This is a genomic window from Luteibacter sp. P1_D3 (genome assembly GCF_056406135.1).
In genome coordinates, this window is the sequence record NZ_JBFUAT010000014.1 from 87653 (window position 1) to 105732 (window position 18080).

The following is an 18080-nucleotide window of genomic DNA, read 5'->3' on the forward strand; positions in this document are numbered from 1 at the left end:
GCGTTGCGCCGCGCCGCCGCGGCCTATCGGGGAATCCTCAATCGTGAAGCGCCTCCTGCGTACCCTTCCGTTCGTCCTCCTGCTGGCCAGCCCCTTCGCGGCGGCCACCGATGTCTCCCTGGCGGGAGGCRCCCTCCACGTGCCGGTGCCGGACAACTGGGTGCCGATCATGCAGTCACAGGGCGACGTGACGGAAACCCAGGTCTTCCAGGTACCGGGCTCCTCCGCGGCGGATGCGACCCTGGCGCGCGTCTCGATCACGCTGCAACAGGTGCCCAACCTCAACGGTTTCCAGCAGTTCTCGGGCAATATGCGCAGCCACGCCTCGGGCCTGAAGGAATACGTCGCCGGCAAGGCCACCTCGCCCACCGAGAACGTCTACACGGCGAAGGAAGGCACGGTAAAGCTCGACTACTACGAGCGTTATTTCTACAGTGGCGGCTATGCGATCCAGCTCCGCTGCATCCGCCCCAATGGCGATGCCAAGTGGAATGCCTCGTTCGACAAGGGTTGCGCCGAGGTGGCGGCCCACATGCCCTCCTGATACCCAAGGTAGTCAACGTATGACCGGTTTCGAAGCGACGCGCGGTTGGGCCCAGTCCCAGGATGCGGCCGATCCCCTGCGCGCGTTCCGCGACGAATTCCACATCCCGCCGCATCACGGGCGGGAGACCCTCTACTTCTGCGGCAACTCGCTCGGCCTGCAGCCCAAGGGCGTCCGCGCCGCAGTCGAGGCGGAACTGGCCGACTGGTCGGAGCTCGCTGTCGAAGCGCACTTCCGCGGTCGCTCGCCGTGGATGCACTACCACGAGTACGTGCGCGACGCGATGGCCGAGGTGGTCGGCGCGCAGCCGCACGAAGTGGTCGCCATGAACACGCTTGGGGTCAACCTTCACCTGATGATGGTCAGCTTCTATCGCCCGACGGTCGAGCGCCCGGCCATCCTCATGGAAGCCGGTGCCTTTCCGACCGATCGCTATGCTCTCGAGTCACAGGTGCGTTTCCATGGATTCGATCCGGCTACCGACCTTATCGAGATTCAGCCCGATGGCCCCGGCGGCACGTTGTCGATGGCGGCGATCGAGGCTGCGATCGCTGAACACGGGCACCGCGTGGCGCTCGTCGTACTGCCAGGCGTGCAATATCGCACCGGACAGGTCTTCGACCTGGCGGCCATCGTCCGTCTGGCGCGCGCGCAGGGCTGCCTCATAGGCTTCGACCTCGCCCATGCCGTCGGTAACCTGCCACTGGCGCTGCACGACAGCGGCGCGGATTTCGCGGTGTGGTGCACGTACAAATATCTCAACGCCGGCCCGGGCGCGGTCGCCGGGTGCTTCGTCCACGAACGCCACGCCACCGCCGATGTGCCGCGCTTCGCTGGCTGGTGGGGGCACGACAAGTCCACGCGCTTCCAGATGGGTCCGCAGTTCGTGCCCACGCCCGGAGCAGACGGCTGGCAGCTGTCGAACCCGCCGATTCTCGCGCTGGCGCCTTTGCGGGCCTCGCTGGATGTATTCACGCGCGCCGGCATGCCTAACCTCGTGGCTAAGAGTCGTCGTCTTACCTCGTACCTGGACTGGCTCATCCGTAGCCGTCTGGACGATACGCTCGACATCGTGACGCCGAACGATCCGCTGCAGCGGGGCGCGCAGCTTTCCGTGCGCGTGCGTGCGGGTCGTGAGGCGGGGCGTGCCTTGTTCGGTTATCTCGAGCAGCAGGGAATCATCGGCGACTGGCGCGAGCCCGACGTGATTCGTCTTTCGCCGACGCCGCTGTACAACCGGTTCGCCGATTGCCTCGGCGCTGTGGAAGCGATCGAGGCGTGGCGCGGGACGCAGGCATGAGCGTGCAGGAGCTGTTCCCGGCGCCGTATAGCGAACGTGGCGACGGATTTGTCGTACAGGCCGTGACGCACTGGCTGCGCGTCGCGCCGGGTCGGGTCATGTTCGGGCTGAAGGCGGGCGGCTTGCCTGTCACCCTACCCGATCGTCCGGCCGGTCTATCGCACGCCGGTATCGAAGCGAAGGTCGACGGGCACGTCACCGTGTGCGACGACGTGAGCAGCGCCTGGCTCCGCGAACATCCCGAGGTGACGGATCGCTACGTCACTGCCCTGCGCCAGGTGATGAAGAACCCGCGTGCCCGCCTCGACGGCTTTGCGGTGCATGCCATTTTCACGGGTTCCATCGAGCTGTTCGTCGGCTCGCGCATGGATCGCGTCGAGCTTGCGCTGGACGATGAGGACGGCACCTACGAGCGAGCCATGGAGCTGCTTCGCAACGCGCCTAGCGATGTACGTACGGCGTTTGCGATGCCGCCTGAGCCGGGCATGGGTAGTTTCGAGGATCCTGAGTTTCTTGCTGGGGAACAGGCGTGGATCGATGGGCAGCGGGTCTTGATTGAATTCCTTCCCGACGAAGGCGGCCGCCTTGAGACAGTAGCAATGGACAGGGACATGCTCGCCGATGCAATAGAGCGAGCGTGGCATCCCATGATCGATGTGTCCCAGCGTATCCGGAGCGGACTTTCGCAGCTGACCTGAGCGCACTCGCCATTGCTTCGTCATTCAGTTTATAGAAACGCACCGGGCCCCTGCCACCGAACCTCGCATAGCTTCGCGGCATGAGCCGTAGAGCAGTGCGCGAGTCCGCGAACGCGGAGGACGCGCATCCCACGGTAGACAGCGGAACAAGGCGTTCTCGAGGGATAAAGCCATCTCCTACTCACAAGCGAGGTGAACTCCAATTCCCCGGTGAAACATGATCGCGCAGCATACGGCCAGTGCGGCCGTGCCATGACGAAGTGCCGCGATCTAAACACCGCGAGACAAAATCATGCGTTTGATACCCATGCCCGTGGCACTTGCAATAGCAGCAATGCCGTCTTGCATTTACGCTAGCGACTTGCTGGACGCCTACAACCATGCTCGCTCTAACGACCCAACCCTCTCTCGCTTCAACTCGCTAAGACGCTCAGCGAGCGAAGGAATTGCCCTTGCTCGAGCACCGCTCCTTCCGAGCATCTCCGCCAAGATAAGCCTGAGCGAGCAAGCCTCCCATGGCTCCGTCATGACGCAGGGATGGCAAACTTCAGATGGCAGCTCCGGCGAGACGAACAATCAAAGAACCACGGATGTCACCCGCAAGCGCAGCGCGTCGATCACGGCCAGCCAGAGCATCCTTTCCTTGGCCAATTCCGCCGACTTGAGGGCTGCAAGGTTGAGCTCATACGCTCAGAATGCAGCCTACGACGCTGCACTTCAGCAACTAGCCGGCCGCGTTGCCACCACCTACTTCAGAGTGTTGATGAACGATGATGCCCTGTCGTTTGCAAAAGAGAGCGAGCGAGGCGTAGTACACCAGCTGGAACTGGCCGAGCAACGCTCTTACGTCGGATTGTCGGCCGTCAGTGACGTACAGAACGCGAGGGCTCGCCGCAGCACTGCGAAAGCATCGGTGATCGACGCAGAAAAGGAGCTTTCCGATTCGCGTGAAGCCCTGACCCAGATCACCGGCCAGCCGACAGAAGTCCTGAAAAAGTTACGAGCCCAGCTTCCCTTGGACCTCCCCTCACTTAGCGGTCTGGAAAGCTGGGTTTCACAGGCAGCGGAGCAAAGCCCAATCGTCCTCGCGTTACAGTACGAGGTTGAATCGGCTGAACAACGCATTTCTTCGGCTCGCGCTCATCACCTGCCGACCATCGATACAACTGTCGCATATAGGAAGACAGGTATCTGGCCGCGGAATGAGAACGCAGTGGCCGCCGCTAACGGCCGCGGCGACAAAGGTCGCGGCACGATCACCGTTGGCATTGTGCTAAAAATCCCCATCTTCGGCAGGAATACTGCGCAATCCAGTGTGCGACAAGCAATACACCAGCGCGACGCCGCGCAGGACGAGCTGGAAAGTACACGTCGCCAGGTCGCGCGCGAGATCCAAAACCGCTATCGCTCCGTCATTGGCGGCATAAGCAAAATCGAATCGACTAAGTCCGCCGCTGAATCATCGGACGGCGCGCTCGATGCAACGCAGGCAGGTCTGGAGATCGGCACGCGTACCTTAGCGGACGTGTTAGCGGCGGAGCTGAACCTGTCCGTAGCACTCGGCACTTACTCTCGAGCTCGCCACCAATTCATCCTCGACAAGCTACTCTTAAAACAGGCGGCGGGCACGGTAGAACTAAATGACCTCAAAGCCATTAATTCGCTCCTCCAATAGGACATAACCACGGGACCGGAACGAGCCGTCCAAACGACGCTCGACATTTTCGCAATCCAGACACGTCCTGCTTGAGTCGAGAGAAAGGGCTTGGCGAATACGCACGTAGCAAAGACGCCAAGCCCACACATCATGGCCGATCTATTAGGTGAACTGGCACGTCACTGTTACCGACGCGCTGAACATATTGCCTCTCTTGAAAACCCATGACTGAGGAACGCCGACAAGCATTCCGCGGAAGCGCGACTGACAAATAGCGGCGGCTTGGCTTCGTGCGAAGTTCAAAGCAAAGAAGGCGGTGGCGCCCGATGACTCGGCTCGAACTACCGTGTATCTGTACGGAGTCGATGCACTCTGCGCAACCCCTGCAAAGGCCATTGCGATAACGCCGACAAACATAATTCGATTCATACTCTCCATCTCCCAGTGTGCGAAACCTACAGCCTCGCCAATTGCCGTGCAGATGGCGCATCCGCTTTTGCGCCTATTGCACGCCGTACGACACCGTTGTCATACGTCCGAAGCAATTGTGTTACGACTCCTTTCCAAACTATGCAGGGCTATTGCCTGGGTTATGACGGGGAACGTGCATTCTCATAGCAGTCTTTTATCTACAATGAGCCTTGTCGAAGTCGCGAAACACGTCCTGCAAAAAGCTGACGACGAGAGCACCACGGAGAACGGAAAGCCGCCATGACTGCCACGCACGATCATGCGAGAAGATCGTTACAAAGACGCCTGGACCGTTTGCATTTATTCGTACGCGAGATGGCGTGCAACGCCGCGAATGACGCTTCTGATGCCAGAAATCTTCCGAGCGATAGAGCCGACAAACGTTTCTCGACTACATTCTCGACCGTCCCGATAATGATTCCTCGGACCGGATCAAAATAGAACTGATCGTTGAACAAGACATCGTCGTCGTTGACGATCAGGTTGATCGATGCTGAAGGGCCAGTCGGCGGGATTTGCGAGTGCATATCCAGGCCCTTCCTATAAACAACGACGATGCCTTCCGAGAGGCGCCTCTCTCCGAGATGCTCAAGCAAGACGGCATCGCCGACCCGGGTCCAATCACCGAGAAGCTGAAACTCATAAAGATCGGTCGTGTATCCGGGACCATACAAGTTCGTGGTCGCGAAGCTGAAGTTGTGATCGTGGAATGCGTTATACGACAGCGCATCACGCTCACCCATCGTCATGGCAACTGAAGGCCAGAGGTTTGCGCGGACTGTAAATGGGCCAAATCTATCGAGAATGCAACTCTGTGCGGAATACATAGCAAACTCGGGACGCCGCCAGGTCTTAATGTCCATTGCTACCTGACGAACCATCAGTTCCTTGTCATTGGCGAGGGCCGCCAAATCCAGGGCTATGGAAGTCAACGTCGATGGGTTGTGCGGATCGACCTTGTCGAGAACACGCTTCCTAAATTCGTCAAGACCTATTATTTCAGACGTAACGGCACTCAGTTCAATGGGCATTCGAAGCACCCTTCCTTAAATTACCGAGCGCGGCTGATGCGGCTCGGCGAATGTACGGATGGACGTCTCCAGCGGCCCGTCGTATCGCCGCCTCTCCGACCACAGGATCGATCGCCCAGGCACAGCTAACAGCCGCCCACCGAACATTGAAGTCGGGATGGTTTGCCAGATCGAGAACGTCATCCATGGCTGCCACATATCGGAATCTGGCGATTTCCTCCAGCATCGACCGCAGTACGGCAGTGTCACGCGAAATTAGTACTGGTCCAATCGGTGTGCCGCTGCGGCGATCAAACTCCCATCTCTGCGCGATCGAAGATCGCATGGCGAGCTCAATGATGCAGTACTCGTCCCCCGGATCAGTTACGAGTTCAAGGGTCTCACGAGGCGCCCTAACATCGACCCTCGTCCATGGGTCAACCATTACCGGGTCACAAACATGGATACGGACCGAGGGATCGAAGACATCGAGATCGACCTCGGCCGGCACTTGGAACACGTTGAATGTAACGGGCGCATCCGATGCGACGATGAGCGCCGACGGAGCCGTCATAGTGGAGGCTACGGACGTAGCATGATCCGACCGAGCATCAATGACGTTTCGACCGACGGAAGCACCCAGCGTTGATCGAATTGAAAAGTGAATCTTGTCCGATTCACAGATAGTGAACCCGTAAACGCCCCAATCGCGTCCGCCGTTGTACTTCGGGTCCACGACCAACTTCTGCACAACGGAAGCGTAGAAAGTGCGCCATACGGAACGATCTACAAGAAGACCGAACCCGTCAATGGCTCGCCAGAACGACGCGTAGTCACCCAGAACAACTCGGCTGTCAACTTGCTCCAAAAACCCCCGAATCGCCGGAAGATCGGAAAGCGCATGACTCATGTGACTGATCATCAACCTCTCTCCCTATGAGTGCGGGGCCCGCCGGGGGCCCCGCTAACCGTCTTAAGTCCAGCGCTGAATCTCGTGAACCACATCGAGCCAGGTTGGAGGAAGGCTGCTGTTAGCGCCCGTTACGAGGCCGACGATCGCTGCCTCGTGATCGAGGGCAGGAATGATGGATGTGTCGTTCATCGAATTTCCCGATTGTTCGCGCCGTCATTGGCGCAAATGCATCGTATTTTCACGGACGACATCGATCCATGCGCTCATCTCACCGCAACGCGTAGGCACCCTCTGAGCACACGTAGGTCCAACAATTAGGGCTCGTTGACGAGACAGTAAGGCGCGACGAAAGCTCGGTTCGTTGCGAGATTCGATGGGAGTCGCGGTGCGCGATGATCGACGTGAGCGAGAGGATTCACACGGATTTGGGTCGGCCTAGCGATCCCCTTCGCGCCGCAACTCGTCGAGGCTCTCTTGCGCAGCGGCACGCACGTCCGAATCCGGGTCGGACGTCAACATCACCAGGGCAGCCACAGAATGCTCCGACCCATCCATGAACTCCAACAGCCACGCCACGACCCAGCGGACGTTCGGTGACGAGTCCTGAGCCGAAGCGAGAATGACTTCCCAGGCCGCGTCTCCTCGAAGATGCCCGAGAGCCGACACGGCCGCGAGCCGGACCTCGTCATTCGCGTCGTGCGCCATGCGCGACAGCAAAGGAATGCTCTGCGCATGAAAGCGGTAATCGGGCGTTCCGAATTGACCTAACACATACGCGGCCACTTCGCGCACGTAGGCCTCGGCGTGAGACGCCAGCTCGGCAAGGCGTTCGAAGTCGGCGTTATCTCCACCGGACATATGAAGGAGAAAACCCGCCGAGGACCGGACGATCTGGTCGTCGTCGGTGAGAAGGTCGATCAATTGCGATGTACTGCAATCGCTCATGCCCTTTCGTACAAAATAGCGGGAAAGCATCCCGGTTTCGTCGTCGGTATCCAGCATCTGATCGCTCCTTAGGCCCTCACGCGCGTCAGCACCTCATTCCGAGGTGGGGTGCCTTACCTGCCCTTCACCACGTACCACGAAACGCTCGACCGTCAACGATTCCGCGCCCATCGGGCCATAGGCGTGCAAGCGCGTCGTCGAAATGCCGATCTCGGTACCGAGCCCCAACTCACCGCCATCGCTGAAGCGCGACGAGGCGTTGACCATCACCACGGCCGAGCGGATCGCACGAATGAAATGTCCGGCGGCCGCGTCATCACGCGTGGCAATGACTTCGGTATGGTCCGAGCCAAAGCGACGGATGTGCGTGATGGCTTCATCGATGTTGTCGACCACGCGCACCGCGATCACAAGGTCGAGGAACTCGGCGGCGTAGTCGTCTTCCGTGGCTGGCGTCACGTCGGCGACCTGCGCGCGAGTGGCATCGTCGCCACGCACGTCGACCGCGAGTTCGCGTAGACGTGCGATGGCTCGCGGCAGGAATTCAGCGGCGATGTCCGCATGAACCAGCATGGTCTCCAGCGCATTGCACACGCCTGGCCGACTGGTCTTCCCGTCGACAAGCAGCCGTAGCGCGAGATCGGAATCTGCCTCGCGATCGACGTAAAGATGGCAGACACCCTTGTAGTGCTTGATGACCGGCACGCGCGCGTGCTCCGCGACGAAGCGGATCAGGCCTTCGCCGCCACGGGGGATCGCGAGATCCACAATGTCGGTGAGCTGGAGCAGCTCGACCATGGTTTCGCGACGCGGATCGTCGATCAAGGTCAGCGCGGCCTCGGGTAGGCTGTTCGCCTTCAGGGCGCGACGCAAGGCCGTGGCGATCGCGATGTTCGAATGCATCGCATCCGAGCCACCACGCAGGATCACCGCGTTCCCCGCCATCAGGCACAACGCGGCGGCATCGGCAGTGACGTTCGGCCTCGCCTCGTAGATCATTGCGATCACGCCGAGCGGAATGCGCACGCGTTCGACGACGATTCCGTTGGGACGCGTCTCGCGGCGTGTCGTGATGCCGACAGGATCCGGCAGTGTCGCCACCTCGCGGATCGCCGCGACGATGCCAGCGATCCGCGTGGCATCGAGGCGCAGGCGGTCGAGCATGGCGTCGCTGGTGCCGTTGGCGCGAGCGGCGTCCATGTCCCTGTCGTTGGCCGCGAGTAAGGTGGCTTCCTCAGCGGCAAGGGCGTTCGCCATGGCATGCAGGAGGCGTCGTTTCGCCTCGGTATCCAGGCCTGCAATCGCCGCCGAGGCGTCCCGGCAGGCCAGCGCCTTGTCACGTAGGGAAGATGGCATCGCGACCTCGTTCATGACGTCAGGGCCACGAGATCGTCGCGGTGGACGACGTTCTCGCCGTAACTGTAGCCCAGCGCGATCTCGATATCGCGCGTGTGCCGGCGGGCGATACGGCGAACATCGGTGGCTGAGTACTGGGCGATGCCGCGCGCGAAGGGGGCTTTCTCGTCAGCGATATCGACCACGTCGCCGCGGGCAAAGTCACCTTCCGCCGCGACCACGCCGCCCGGAAGCAGCGACGCACCGCGGGTACGCAGGGCATCGACGGCGCCGGCATCGACCGTGATCCTGCCGGCCGGCGGCGCGTGGCGGAGCCAGTACTTGCGGGCGGCCATCCGGGTACGTGGTGCACGCAGGCGGGTGCCGGTCAGCGCGCCTGCCGCCAGGCCGTCGATACAGGCGGCATCGCGGCCGTCGAACAGGATCGTCTCGATGCCCGCCGCCGCGGCCTTGCCCGCCGCTTCGAGCTTCGTGCGCATACCGCCCGTCCCTGCCGCGCTGCCGGCGCCTCCGGCGCTGGCCAGGTGCGACTCGGTGATTTCGGCGACGTCGTCTATGGGCTGTGCGCCTGGATCGGTGCGCGGGTTGCCGGAGTACAACCCAGCGATATCGGACGCGATGAACAGCACGTCCGCATCGACAAGCGCCGCCACGATCGCGGCGAGGTTGTCGTTGTCGCCGAGCTTGAGTTCGTCGACGGCGACGGTGTCGTTTTCGTTGATGACCGGAATCGCACCGAGCGAAAGAAGCTCGCGCAGCGTGGTACGGGCATTGAGGTAACGGCGACGGTTGCGCAGGTCGTCGTGAGTGAGGAGCACTTGGGCAACTGGCGCATCAAAAAAAGTCTGCCAGAGGGCGATGAGGCGCGTCTGGCCGAGGGCGGCGAGTGCTTGCCGCCCCGTCAGGCCCGCGCCGCGCTCCGGTGTGGCGAGACCTCGTCCGGCTGCCACGGCACCGGAGGACACGATGACAACTTCGCGGCCGGCACTGCGACTGCGGGCGACGAAGGTCGCAAGGGCTTCGGCGTGACGGCCGGTGAGGCTGCCTTCCGACGTGGTCAACAGGCTGCTACCGACCTTGAGGACGGCGCGGTGCCAGCGGGGGAGCGGCTGGGGAGCGAAAGCGGTTGGCATGGTCCTTCCTGTCGTTGTGGCGCATCCGTTCGTCGCTGAAGCGGCTCCCACGAGAGCATCGCCGATGAACCGGCTCCTACCGAGCAGGGTGCCGCGAACTGGCATCGCCCTGCTTGGTAGGAGCCGATTTATCGGCGATCAGCCCGCCAGGGCTGACAATCTTGCCCGTAACGTGTCCAGCATCAGGTCGTTGCCGGCGCCCGGCGACGTGCGCGCGGCGAGGCTGGATTCCGGCGTACGTCCTTCGCCCGACGACGACGCCGTCTCAGCCGCGGCCCGGTAGGCGTCGCGGAATGGGACACCCGCTACCGCCGCTTCGATCGCCACATCCGTCGCGTACATAGCCGGTTCGATCGCGGCGCGCATCTTTTCCGCCTTCCAGCTGAAACGGGCGAGAAGATCCGGCAGCAACTCCAGCGCGCCCAGGCCCATCGAGAACCCATGGAACAGCGAGCCCTTCGAAAACTGCAGGTCGCGCTGGTAGCCCGACGGCAAGGACAGCAACTGCTCGATCTCCGTACGTGCTGCGGCCACGCTCGCGTAGCTGGCCCGCAGCAGTTCGACGACATCGGGGTTGCGCTTGTTCGGCATGATCGACGAACCCGTCGTGTACTCGCCGGGCAAGCTGACGAAGTCAAACTCGGCCGTGGTAAACAGCGAGAGATCCCAGGCCAGCCGGCGCGTATCGAGCAGCGCGGTGCCGACGGCATCCAGGGCGGCCATCTCGAACTTGCCACGGGACAGCTGGGCATAGATCGGCGAGACCTGCATGCGACCGAAGCCGAGCGCCGCCGTCGTGTGGGCGCGATCCAGCGCCACGTTGACGCCGTAGCCGGCCGCCGTGCCCAAGGGGTTGGCGTCGATCAACGCGAGCGCCTGACGCGCACGCAGCGTGTTGTCGATGAAGGCCTCGGCGAAGGCAGCGAACCACATGCCGGTCGACGAAACCACGGCGCGCTGGATATGCGTGTAACCAGGCATCGGCACCGAGTCGCCGGCGGCGCGCTGCAGGCACACCTCGGCGATCGCGCGGCACAGCGTCTCCAGCGTCGACAGCTTTTCCTTCAGCCACAGGCGCGTGGCGACGAGGATCTGGTCGTTGCGGCTGCGGCCTGTATGCACGCGCCGACCCGCATCGCCAAGACGCTCGGTGAGGCGTGCTTCGATGGCGGAGTGCCCGTCCTCGAAACGATCGTCGAGGACGAACACGCCGGCCGAGAAGTCGCCCGCCAGCACGTCGAGTTCGCGAAGCAACGCATCGCGCTCTTCGCCGGAGACCACGCCGATATTGGCCAGGCCTTCGACGTGCGCCTTGCTCGCGGTGATGTCGTGCAGGAAGAACTCGCGGTCGAGTACCACGTCGTTACCGGCAAGGAAGCGCATGATGCGCGCATCGACCTGCGTATCGGATTTCTGCCAGAGCGGCTGGGTCATCGTAAGGTCCTTTCGCTCAGAGCGGAATGGCGGTGAGCTCGTCGAAGCCGAGCGCACGGTTGACGTTCTGCATCGCCTGCGTGGCGGCGCCCTTGAGCAGGTTGTCCAGCGTAGCGACGACAACCACGCGACGGCCATCGGCCGACATCGTGAAGCCACCGATGTCCAGGTGATGCCGATTCGCTACCTGGCTCACCCATGGAGCCTCGTCGACCACATGGATGAGCTTGTCCTTGTCGAAACGTGCCTCAAAGCGAAGCACGATGTCCTCGCGCTTGGCCGGCTTCGCCAGGTACAGGTTCGTCGTCACGGTCAGCCCGCGAAAATGCGGTGCGACGTGCGGCATGAATTCCACCGGCAACCCGAGGTGGCGGCTCGCTTCCTTCTCGTGCATATGACCGGTGAGTGCATAGGGCATGAGATTGTCGCGCAGCTTTTCCGGATCGTTGCGGTCCGACGGCGTGGTACCGGCGCCGGAGTAACCGGAAACACCGAACGAGACGGGCGGTGCCGCCAACAGATCCTTGATCGGTGCGATCGACACCTGGATGGCCGTGGCATAGCAACCCGGATTGCTGATGCGCTTTTCGCCGCGCCAACGATCGCGGTACAGCTCCGGCAGACCGTAGTACCAGCGCTCGTCGAAGCGATAGTCGGCGGACAGGTCGACGATGACGGTGGAACCGCCGGCCTTGTCGATGGCCTCGACGTACGGTGCCGCCTTGCCGTTCGGCAACGCAAGGATGACGACGTCCGCCGCCTGCGCCGCGACGCCTTCCGGGTCGAGATTGCTGTACGCCAGCTCACCCGTGTAAGCCTCGCTGTGATCGGCCAGGCGCTGCCCGTCCAGTTCACGCGAGGAAACGAAGGCGAGTGCGAGGTACGGATGGTTCGCGATGAGCTTGATCAGTTCGGCGCCCGTATGGCCGCGCGCGCCGACGATGCCGATGGTCTTGGTTGCCATGACCGGTCAGTCCTGCAAGGTGGGGATGCGCGTGGCGCAATGCGCCACGCAGCGTTCGATATCCGCGAAGTTGTCCAGGCCGTACCAGAACACCTTCCAGCGCGACTGCTTGAAGCAACCGTCCGATTCCGCGTAATAGAAATGATTGATCACGTTGCCGTGGCGCGAGCGCCAGAACAGCTTCGGGTTCTCATCACGCATCACCTGCCAGACCGCGCGCCCGAGGCCTTCGCCCTGCGCTTCGTCCAGGACGGCGAACTTGTCCAAGTACGCGAAACCTTCGTCCTGCGTGAGGACCATCGCGGCGCGATAGTTCTCGGAAACGTAGAGACGATAGAGGTTCGTGCGGTCGAAGTAGTCGGGCACCACGGCACGGCCAAAACTCGACTCGATCAGCTCGCGAAGGCGTTCCTTGTCGACTCCCTCCCACGATTCATAGCGCAGCACGCGTTCGCCGCGACGCACCAGGGTGCCCGAGCCCTTATGCGTGAAGAGCTCTTTCGCCAGCTCGGCGGGGCGCGTGATCGACACCGACGAGGTCAGCGGCAGATCGTCGAGAAGATCCTTGATCTGCTCGATCTTCAGGCGCATGCCGGAGTGCAGCCAGGGCTGCTTGAGCAGCTGGTCGTACTCGGTCGACAGGTTGATCGAATCGATGACGTTACCGTCGCCGTCGAGCAAGCCACCCGTACCGGTGAGGAAGACGATCTTGTACGGCTGCAGAACGCGCACCAGCTCGTTCGCCGCGAAGTCGGCGTTGATGTTGAGGATCTGCCCCGAATCCGTCTCGCCCAGGCTGGCGATGACGGGAATGGACCCCGCACGCAGGCTGGCCTCGATCGGTGCGAGGTTGATTTCGCGCACCTTGCCGACGAGACCGAGCGTTTCGTGGTCGAGGAAGTCGGCCGCGAACACGCCGGACGGTACCGACGTAGCGCGCGTGTCGACTTCCTGCAGTGCCTCGACCAGGCGCAGGTTCTGCGCCTGGAACACGCGCCGGACGATGGCGAGGGCTTCGGGTGAGGTCACGCGCAGGCCGTTGACGGTCTTCTTCTCGATGCCGGCGGCCGACAGTTCTTCGTCGAGCTGCGGACCGGCACCGTGCAGTACGATCGGCGTGAGGCCAACCTGCTGCAGGAAGGACAGCGACGAGGTGAGCGCCGGCAGGTCGTCGCGCAACACGGCACCACCGACCTTGACCACGGCGAAGCGCGCCGCGTCCAGCTGCGAGAAGCGCTTGAGGTACTGCTGGATCTCGCGCGCGCTGCCCATCGAGGACAGCAGGCGCACGATCGTTTTGCGGGTGTGCTTGTTAGATTCCACTGTCCACGATCCGATGGATGGTCTGTGCGTAGTGTGCGAGCTGATCCAGAAGGACCCACTCGTCGGCGCTATGGGCCTGGGCGATGTCGCCGGGGCCGTAGACGAAGGTCGTGTAACCGGCCTTCGAGAACAGCGCGGCCTCGGTCCAGAAGTCGACCGCATTGCCCACTGGGATGCCGAGTTCGTCGGCGATGTCGCGGGCAGCGAGACGACGGCTCTCCGCCGTCGCCGTGTCGCCTGCCGGCAGCGAATCGCCACGGAAGGTTTCGCCRTATTCCACCGGTGCCGGCTCGACCAGGGTGCGGAAGGTTTCCAGCAACTGGTCGGCATCCATCGAAGGCAGCGGGCGGAAGCCGAAGCGGATGTCCGCCGTCGGTGCGATCACGTTGGCCTTGATGCCGCCTTCGACCTTGCCGATGTTGAAGCGCAGGCCGGTAAGACCGCCGAAGCGTTCGTGCGACAGCTTCTGCACGTGATCCAGCGCTGCCGCGCCCCAGCGAATGCCCTGGTGCAGGGCGCTGTCCGACGGCTTCTGCTCGCCGGAGGCGTGCCCTGCCCGGCCCTGGAAACGCATCTGCACCGAGTGGATGCCACGATGCGCCAGCACGGCCTCACCCTTGGTCGGCTCGGCCACGATGATCGCCTCGTAATCGCGCGGCGTGGCGAGGAAGCCGTCAATGCAACGCGCGTCGTTGGCTTCCTCGTCGGTCGAGAGCAGCAAGGCCATGTCGCCCCGCGTGGCATTGGCCACGGCGACGAGCGCCGCCGCCGCGCCCTTGATATCGCAGGCGCCCAGGCCGATCGCCCGGTCTTCCGTCACCCGCAGCTCATGCGGGTTCGCGGTCCAGTGCGGCGAATCCGGAACGGTGTCCATGTGGACATTGAACAGGTACTTCGGCTTGCCCCGCACGGCGTACAGGTTTACGGCGCCCGCGCCGAAATCGGTCACCTGCACGTCAAACCCCGGGAGGTTCGCGCGCAGGTAATCGAAGATGCCGTCGGTGCCGATCTCGCGTGGCGGATTGCGCGTGTCGTATCCGACCAGCGCCCGCAGATGGGTCAGGGTGTCCTCGAGGAGCTTATCCATGTCCCGGATCAGTTCCCGTTGGCTCGGTCGACTTCCGCCCAGATCGTCGAGCTCATGCCGTAGAGCTTGATGAAGCCCTCGGCTTCGGCGACGCCCCAGTCGGCAGCCTGCGCATAGGTGGCCTTGGCCGAGTGCAGCAGGTTCTTCGATTCCACCTTCACGGCGTACACCGAACCACCGCGGGTCTCGATGATGACCTTGCCGTCGACCTTGCGCTGCGTCGAGACGAGGTAGGCCTCGAGATCGGCCTTGATCGGATCGTTGAAGAAACCTTCATAGGCCACCTCGGTCCACTTGCGGCCGATTTCCGGCTTGAAGCGGTTCTGCTGCTTCGACAGCACGGTCTCTTCCAGCGCGCGGTGGGCGGTCAGCAGCGCGGTGAGCGCCGGCGCCTCGAATACGATGCGACCCTTCAGGCCGATATTGGTGTCGCCGGTGTACAGGCTACGACCCACGCCGTATTTCGCCAGCTCACGATTGAGGAAGCCGAGGATCTCCGGGCCCGAGGCCGGCTTGCCGTTGAGCGTCACGGCCGTGCCCTTCTCGAAACCGAGCTCTACGCGCAGCGCTTCGGACGGCCATTCGGAACGCGGCGCACACCAGCCGATCGCGCCCTCGCCCGGAATTTCCCAGGCATCGATCTCGCCGCCGGAGATCGTCACGCCGAGCACGTTCTCGTTGATCGTGTAGTGCTTGGTCTTGGCGCGGACTTCGAAGCCCTTGTCTTCCAGATACTTCTGCTCGTACGCGCGCACCTGGGTGTGCTCGCGCTGAATCTCGCGTACCGGTGCGATGATCGTGTAATCGCCGAGCGCGCGCACGGTCAGGTCGAAGCGCACCTGGTCGTTACCCATACCCGTGCAACCATGCGCGAAGAACTTCGTGCCGAGCTCGTCGCAACGCTCCAGCGAGGCCTTCACGATGAGGTAGCGGTCGGACACCAGCAGCGGGTACTGACCCTGGTAGAACTCGCCCGCCCAGATCAGCGGCGTGACGAAGCTGTCCCAGATCGCCTGCGAGGCATCGACCGTGCGATGCGAGGCGGCACCGAGCTCATGCGCACGCTGCTCGATGTACTCGCGCTCTTCCGCCGACACGCCGCCGGTATCGACGAACACGGTATGCACGGCATAGCCGCGCTCCATCAGGTAAGGCACGCAGAAGCTGGTGTCGAGGCCGCCGGAAAAGGCGAGAACGATATCTTGGCTGGACATGAAGGCTCCGAAAAAACGTTGGACGGATAGACGAAAAGGAAAGGTCGAATCAGAAACCGAGGCCGGACTTCACGCCCGACGACTGGGAAATGAGCGAAGCCATCACCGCTTTCTGCACATGCAAACGGTTCTCGGCTTCGTCGATGGCGATGCAGGCCGGCGAATCCATCACCGCGTCCGTCGCCTTGATGTTCCGGCGCAACGGGAGGCAGTGGCTGAAGAGACCGTGGTTGGTCAAGGCCATCTTGGCCTCGTCGACGATGAAGTGCTTGTTGGCCTCGCGGATGGCTTTCTCTTCGTCCCAGCGGCCGAAGTAGGGAATCGCGCCCCAGCTTTTCGCGTAGATGACGTCGGCACCGCGATACGCAGATTCGATGTCATGGGAAACCTGGAGCGAACCGCCATTTTCCTTCGCGTTCTGCTTCGCGAAGTCCATGTAGCGCTCGTCGAGGATATATTCCGGCGTCGGGCACAGCAGGGTCACGTCCATGCCCATCTTCGTTGCGATCATCAGCGCCGAATTGGCCACCGCCGTGTTGAGCGGCTTCGGATGGTAGGTCCAGGTCAGCACGTACTTCTTGTTCTGCAGGTCGCCCAGATGCTCCTGCAGCGCCAGCGCATGCGCCAACTCCTGGCAGGGATGGGTAATCGTCTCCAGATTGATCACTGGCACCGTGGCGAACTTCGCGAACGACTCGAGCACCTTGTCCTGGCGATCCACCTGCCAGTCGACGAACTTGGGAAAGGCGCGAACGGCGATGATGTCCACGTAACGCGACAGCACCCGGGCCACCTCGGCGATGTGCTCTTCCGTATCGCCGTCCATCACCGTGCCCATCTCGAACTCGATCGGCCACGCGTCCTTGCCCGGCGACAGCACGATGGCATGGCCACCGAGCTGGAAGGCGCCCAGCTCGAAGCTGGTGCGCGTACGCATGGACGGGTTGAAGAACATCAGGGCGATCGACTTGCCGGCCAGCTGCTGGCCTTGCGGCGAGCGTTTGAACTCCGCCGCCTGCGCGAGCAGGGCGTCGATCTCGGCGCGGCTGTAGTCCTGGGTGGAGAGGAAGTGGCGAACGGTCATGGCGGTCCAGATCGGTCGGTGGCCCTGGGGCCGTGGAGGAAGTGAGGAAATGAAGTCTCAGGAATCGAAAACAAAAAAACCCGGCACGGGGCCGGGTTTTTTAGTCGATGCGTATGAAAAGCGCGCGACAGCCTACCCGGCCGAGTATCCGATGTACGGTCGACGAGCACGCGACGTCATCCCTGCGGCCATACGGGCGCTGGTGAAGACGACGGCGGTGTAGACGGTATGGGACACGGCAAGGTCTGGAAAAGGTGAACCGCGATGATGCCTGAGAATTGGTGCGATGCGCAACATGGGTTGCGGTGTGTCGCAAGAGCCGGCGGGTGCCAGCCTCGGGGTCACGCTGCGGCGTCCCGCCAAGGAGGGCCGCGAGCGCGGCCGTTTATCTATTGCCCTACGGGCCGGGCCGGGCCGGGCTTCGACTGGGGTTTTCCGACTCGACATCCTGTCTCGCGAAAAAGGCCGGCCGTCCTGGCCGGCCCCCTTGTGGGCCTGATCCAGCCGACACCCTCGCCTCCGCTACCGCCCCCGAGGCTGGCACCCGCCGGCTCTTCCTCACGCTGAGGTCGATTGAACGGAGAGCACCGACGCCACGCCCCCATGCAACGCAGATGTCTCCTGTAGGAGCCGWTTCATCGGCGAACCCTCAGGGCATCGAGCAAGCGAGTGAGGCCTTGCAGTGATGAGGCGAGCGGTTAACCGCCGGCACGATGCGGCGCAAGGCCTCGTTCGCGCTAGCCGTGTTGAGGGTTCGCCGATGAATCGGCTCCTACAGAGAGCCTGCGTGCTGCGGGCGGTGGCTCGACCTCACGCCACCTCAGTGCTCGGAAGAGCCGGCGGGTATCGCCCTCGGGGCCGGTAGCGCAGGCGAGGCGTCCCACCGGAAAAAGCCCGAAGGGGGGCGGCCAGGACGGCCGACCGTTTTCGCGAGACAGGATGTCGAG

The 18080-nt window shown here is 62.8% G+C and carries 17 protein-coding genes; 5 read left to right on the top strand and 12 right to left on the bottom strand.

Annotated elements, in window-relative coordinates; translation table 11 throughout:
• Nucleotides 1-43: 43 nt before the first annotated feature.
• The 4 genes from AC1DYM_RS11330 to AC1DYM_RS11345 all read left to right on the top strand — a co-directional run bounded on the left by AC1DYM_RS11330 (nucleotide 44) and on the right by AC1DYM_RS11345 (nucleotide 4217).
• Nucleotides 44-544, top strand: a complete 501-nt coding sequence (locus AC1DYM_RS11330; protein WP_477338303.1) for a hypothetical protein — start codon at nucleotides 44-46, stop codon at nucleotides 542-544.
• Nucleotides 545-563: 19 nt separating this feature from the next.
• A complete protein-coding gene (gene kynU / locus AC1DYM_RS11335; RefSeq protein ID WP_477338305.1) occupies nucleotides 564-1844 on the top strand; it encodes a kynureninase in 1281 nt (426 codons plus the stop codon).
• On the top strand, nucleotides 1841-2542 hold the full coding sequence (locus AC1DYM_RS11340; protein ID WP_477338307.1) for a hypothetical protein: 702 nt from the start codon (nucleotides 1841-1843) through the stop codon (nucleotides 2540-2542). Before kynU ends, AC1DYM_RS11340 begins: the two co-directional genes overlap by 4 nt.
• A 334-nt stretch (nucleotides 2543-2876) precedes the next feature.
• Nucleotides 2877-4217 (top strand): TolC family outer membrane protein, encoded by a 1341-nt coding sequence (locus tag AC1DYM_RS11345; RefSeq protein ID WP_477338337.1) that lies wholly within the window; start codon nucleotides 2877-2879, stop codon nucleotides 4215-4217.
• A 710-nt stretch (nucleotides 4218-4927) separates the two neighbouring features.
• On the opposite strand, the gene AC1DYM_RS11350 is transcribed toward AC1DYM_RS11345, so the two are convergent.
• The 12 genes from AC1DYM_RS11350 to AC1DYM_RS11405 all read right to left on the bottom strand — a co-directional run bounded on the left by AC1DYM_RS11350 (nucleotide 4928) and on the right by AC1DYM_RS11405 (nucleotide 17133).
• The gene (locus tag AC1DYM_RS11350; RefSeq protein ID WP_477338309.1) at nucleotides 4928-5701 is read right to left on the bottom strand and encodes a hypothetical protein; all 774 of its coding nucleotides are present in this window, start codon (nucleotides 5699-5701) and stop codon (nucleotides 4928-4930) included.
• Nucleotides 5691-6602: a HEAT repeat domain-containing protein gene (locus tag AC1DYM_RS11355; RefSeq protein ID WP_477338311.1), complete on the bottom strand. Its 912-nt coding sequence runs from the start codon at nucleotides 6600-6602 to the stop codon at nucleotides 5691-5693. Before AC1DYM_RS11355 ends, AC1DYM_RS11350 begins: the two co-directional genes overlap by 11 nt.
• Nucleotides 6603-6653: 51 nt before the next feature.
• Nucleotides 6654-6782: a hypothetical protein gene (locus AC1DYM_RS11360; RefSeq protein WP_477338313.1), complete on the bottom strand. Its 129-nt coding sequence runs from the start codon at nucleotides 6780-6782 to the stop codon at nucleotides 6654-6656.
• A 246-nt stretch (nucleotides 6783-7028) separates the two neighbouring features.
• A complete protein-coding gene (locus AC1DYM_RS11365) occupies nucleotides 7029-7595 on the bottom strand; it encodes a HEAT repeat domain-containing protein (RefSeq protein ID WP_477338315.1) in 567 nt (188 codons plus the stop codon).
• Nucleotides 7596-7631: 36 nt separating this feature from the next.
• Nucleotides 7632-8894, bottom strand: a complete 1263-nt coding sequence (locus AC1DYM_RS11370; protein ID WP_477338317.1) for a glutamate-5-semialdehyde dehydrogenase — start codon at nucleotides 8892-8894, stop codon at nucleotides 7632-7634.
• Between the two features lie 11 nt (nucleotides 8895-8905).
• Nucleotides 8906-10027, bottom strand: a complete 1122-nt coding sequence (gene proB / locus AC1DYM_RS11375; RefSeq protein ID WP_477338319.1) for a glutamate 5-kinase — start codon at nucleotides 10025-10027, stop codon at nucleotides 8906-8908.
• 138 nt (nucleotides 10028-10165) lie between these two features.
• A complete protein-coding gene (locus tag AC1DYM_RS11380) occupies nucleotides 10166-11461 on the bottom strand; it encodes an argininosuccinate lyase (protein WP_477338321.1) in 1296 nt (431 codons plus the stop codon).
• A 16-nt stretch (nucleotides 11462-11477) separates the two neighbouring features.
• The gene (argC, locus tag AC1DYM_RS11385) at nucleotides 11478-12425 is read right to left on the bottom strand and encodes an N-acetyl-gamma-glutamyl-phosphate reductase (protein WP_477338323.1); all 948 of its coding nucleotides are present in this window, start codon (nucleotides 12423-12425) and stop codon (nucleotides 11478-11480) included.
• A 6-nt stretch (nucleotides 12426-12431) separates the two neighbouring features.
• A complete protein-coding gene (locus AC1DYM_RS11390; RefSeq protein WP_046978924.1) occupies nucleotides 12432-13748 on the bottom strand; it encodes an acetylglutamate kinase in 1317 nt (438 codons plus the stop codon).
• Nucleotides 13738-14835, bottom strand: a complete 1098-nt coding sequence (locus AC1DYM_RS11395) for an acetylornithine deacetylase (RefSeq protein ID WP_477338325.1) — start codon at nucleotides 14833-14835, stop codon at nucleotides 13738-13740. The genes AC1DYM_RS11390 and AC1DYM_RS11395 overlap by 11 nt, the downstream gene beginning before the upstream one ends.
• A gap of 8 nt (nucleotides 14836-14843) precedes the next feature.
• The gene (locus AC1DYM_RS11400) at nucleotides 14844-16049 is read right to left on the bottom strand and encodes an argininosuccinate synthase (protein WP_046978926.1); all 1206 of its coding nucleotides are present in this window, start codon (nucleotides 16047-16049) and stop codon (nucleotides 14844-14846) included.
• Nucleotides 16050-16098: 49 nt separating this feature from the next.
• A complete protein-coding gene (locus tag AC1DYM_RS11405; protein ID WP_477338327.1) occupies nucleotides 16099-17133 on the bottom strand; it encodes an N-acetylornithine carbamoyltransferase in 1035 nt (344 codons plus the stop codon).
• A 49-nt stretch (nucleotides 17134-17182) separates the two neighbouring features.
• Here AC1DYM_RS11405 and AC1DYM_RS11410 point away from each other — a divergent pair, with 49 nt between their 5' ends.
• Complete coding sequence (locus tag AC1DYM_RS11410; RefSeq protein WP_477338329.1) at nucleotides 17183-17356, top strand: hypothetical protein; 174 nt, start codon at nucleotides 17183-17185, stop codon at nucleotides 17354-17356.
• Nucleotides 17357-18080 lie beyond the last annotated feature (724 nt).

What these genes read in the sequence shown, in the direction of transcription:
- kynU (WP_477338305.1), top strand. Translation starts at nt 564, where the DNA reads ATGACCGGTTTCGAAGCGACGCGCGGTTGGGCCCAGTCCCAGGATGCG.
- AC1DYM_RS11340 (WP_477338307.1), top strand. Translation starts at nt 1,841, where the DNA reads ATGAGCGTGCAGGAGCTGTTCCCGGCGCCGTATAGCGAACGTGGCGAC.
- AC1DYM_RS11345 (WP_477338337.1), top strand. Translation starts at nt 2,877, where the DNA reads ATGCCGTCTTGCATTTACGCTAGCGACTTGCTGGACGCCTACAACCAT.
- AC1DYM_RS11350 (WP_477338309.1), bottom strand. Translation starts at nt 5,701, where the DNA reads ATGCCCATTGAACTGAGTGCCGTTACGTCTGAAATAATAGGTCTTGAC.
- AC1DYM_RS11355 (WP_477338311.1), bottom strand. Translation starts at nt 6,602, where the DNA reads ATGATCAGTCACATGAGTCATGCGCTTTCCGATCTTCCGGCGATTCGG.
- AC1DYM_RS11360 (WP_477338313.1), bottom strand. Translation starts at nt 6,782, where the DNA reads ATGAACGACACATCCATCATTCCTGCCCTCGATCACGAGGCAGCGATC.
- AC1DYM_RS11365 (WP_477338315.1), bottom strand. Translation starts at nt 7,595, where the DNA reads ATGCTGGATACCGACGACGAAACCGGGATGCTTTCCCGCTATTTTGTA.
- AC1DYM_RS11370 (WP_477338317.1), bottom strand. Translation starts at nt 8,894, where the DNA reads ATGCCATCTTCCCTACGTGACAAGGCGCTGGCCTGCCGGGACGCCTCG.
- proB (WP_477338319.1), bottom strand. Translation starts at nt 10,027, where the DNA reads ATGCCAACCGCTTTCGCTCCCCAGCCGCTCCCCCGCTGGCACCGCGCC.
- AC1DYM_RS11380 (WP_477338321.1), bottom strand. Translation starts at nt 11,461, where the DNA reads ATGACCCAGCCGCTCTGGCAGAAATCCGATACGCAGGTCGATGCGCGC.
- argC (WP_477338323.1), bottom strand. Translation starts at nt 12,425, where the DNA reads ATGGCAACCAAGACCATCGGCATCGTCGGCGCGCGCGGCCATACGGGC.
- AC1DYM_RS11400 (WP_046978926.1), bottom strand. Translation starts at nt 16,049, where the DNA reads ATGTCCAGCCAAGATATCGTTCTCGCCTTTTCCGGCGGCCTCGACACC.
- AC1DYM_RS11405 (WP_477338327.1), bottom strand. Translation starts at nt 17,133, where the DNA reads ATGACCGTTCGCCACTTCCTCTCCACCCAGGACTACAGCCGCGCCGAG.
- AC1DYM_RS11410 (WP_477338329.1), top strand. Translation starts at nt 17,183, where the DNA reads ATGAAGTCTCAGGAATCGAAAACAAAAAAACCCGGCACGGGGCCGGGT.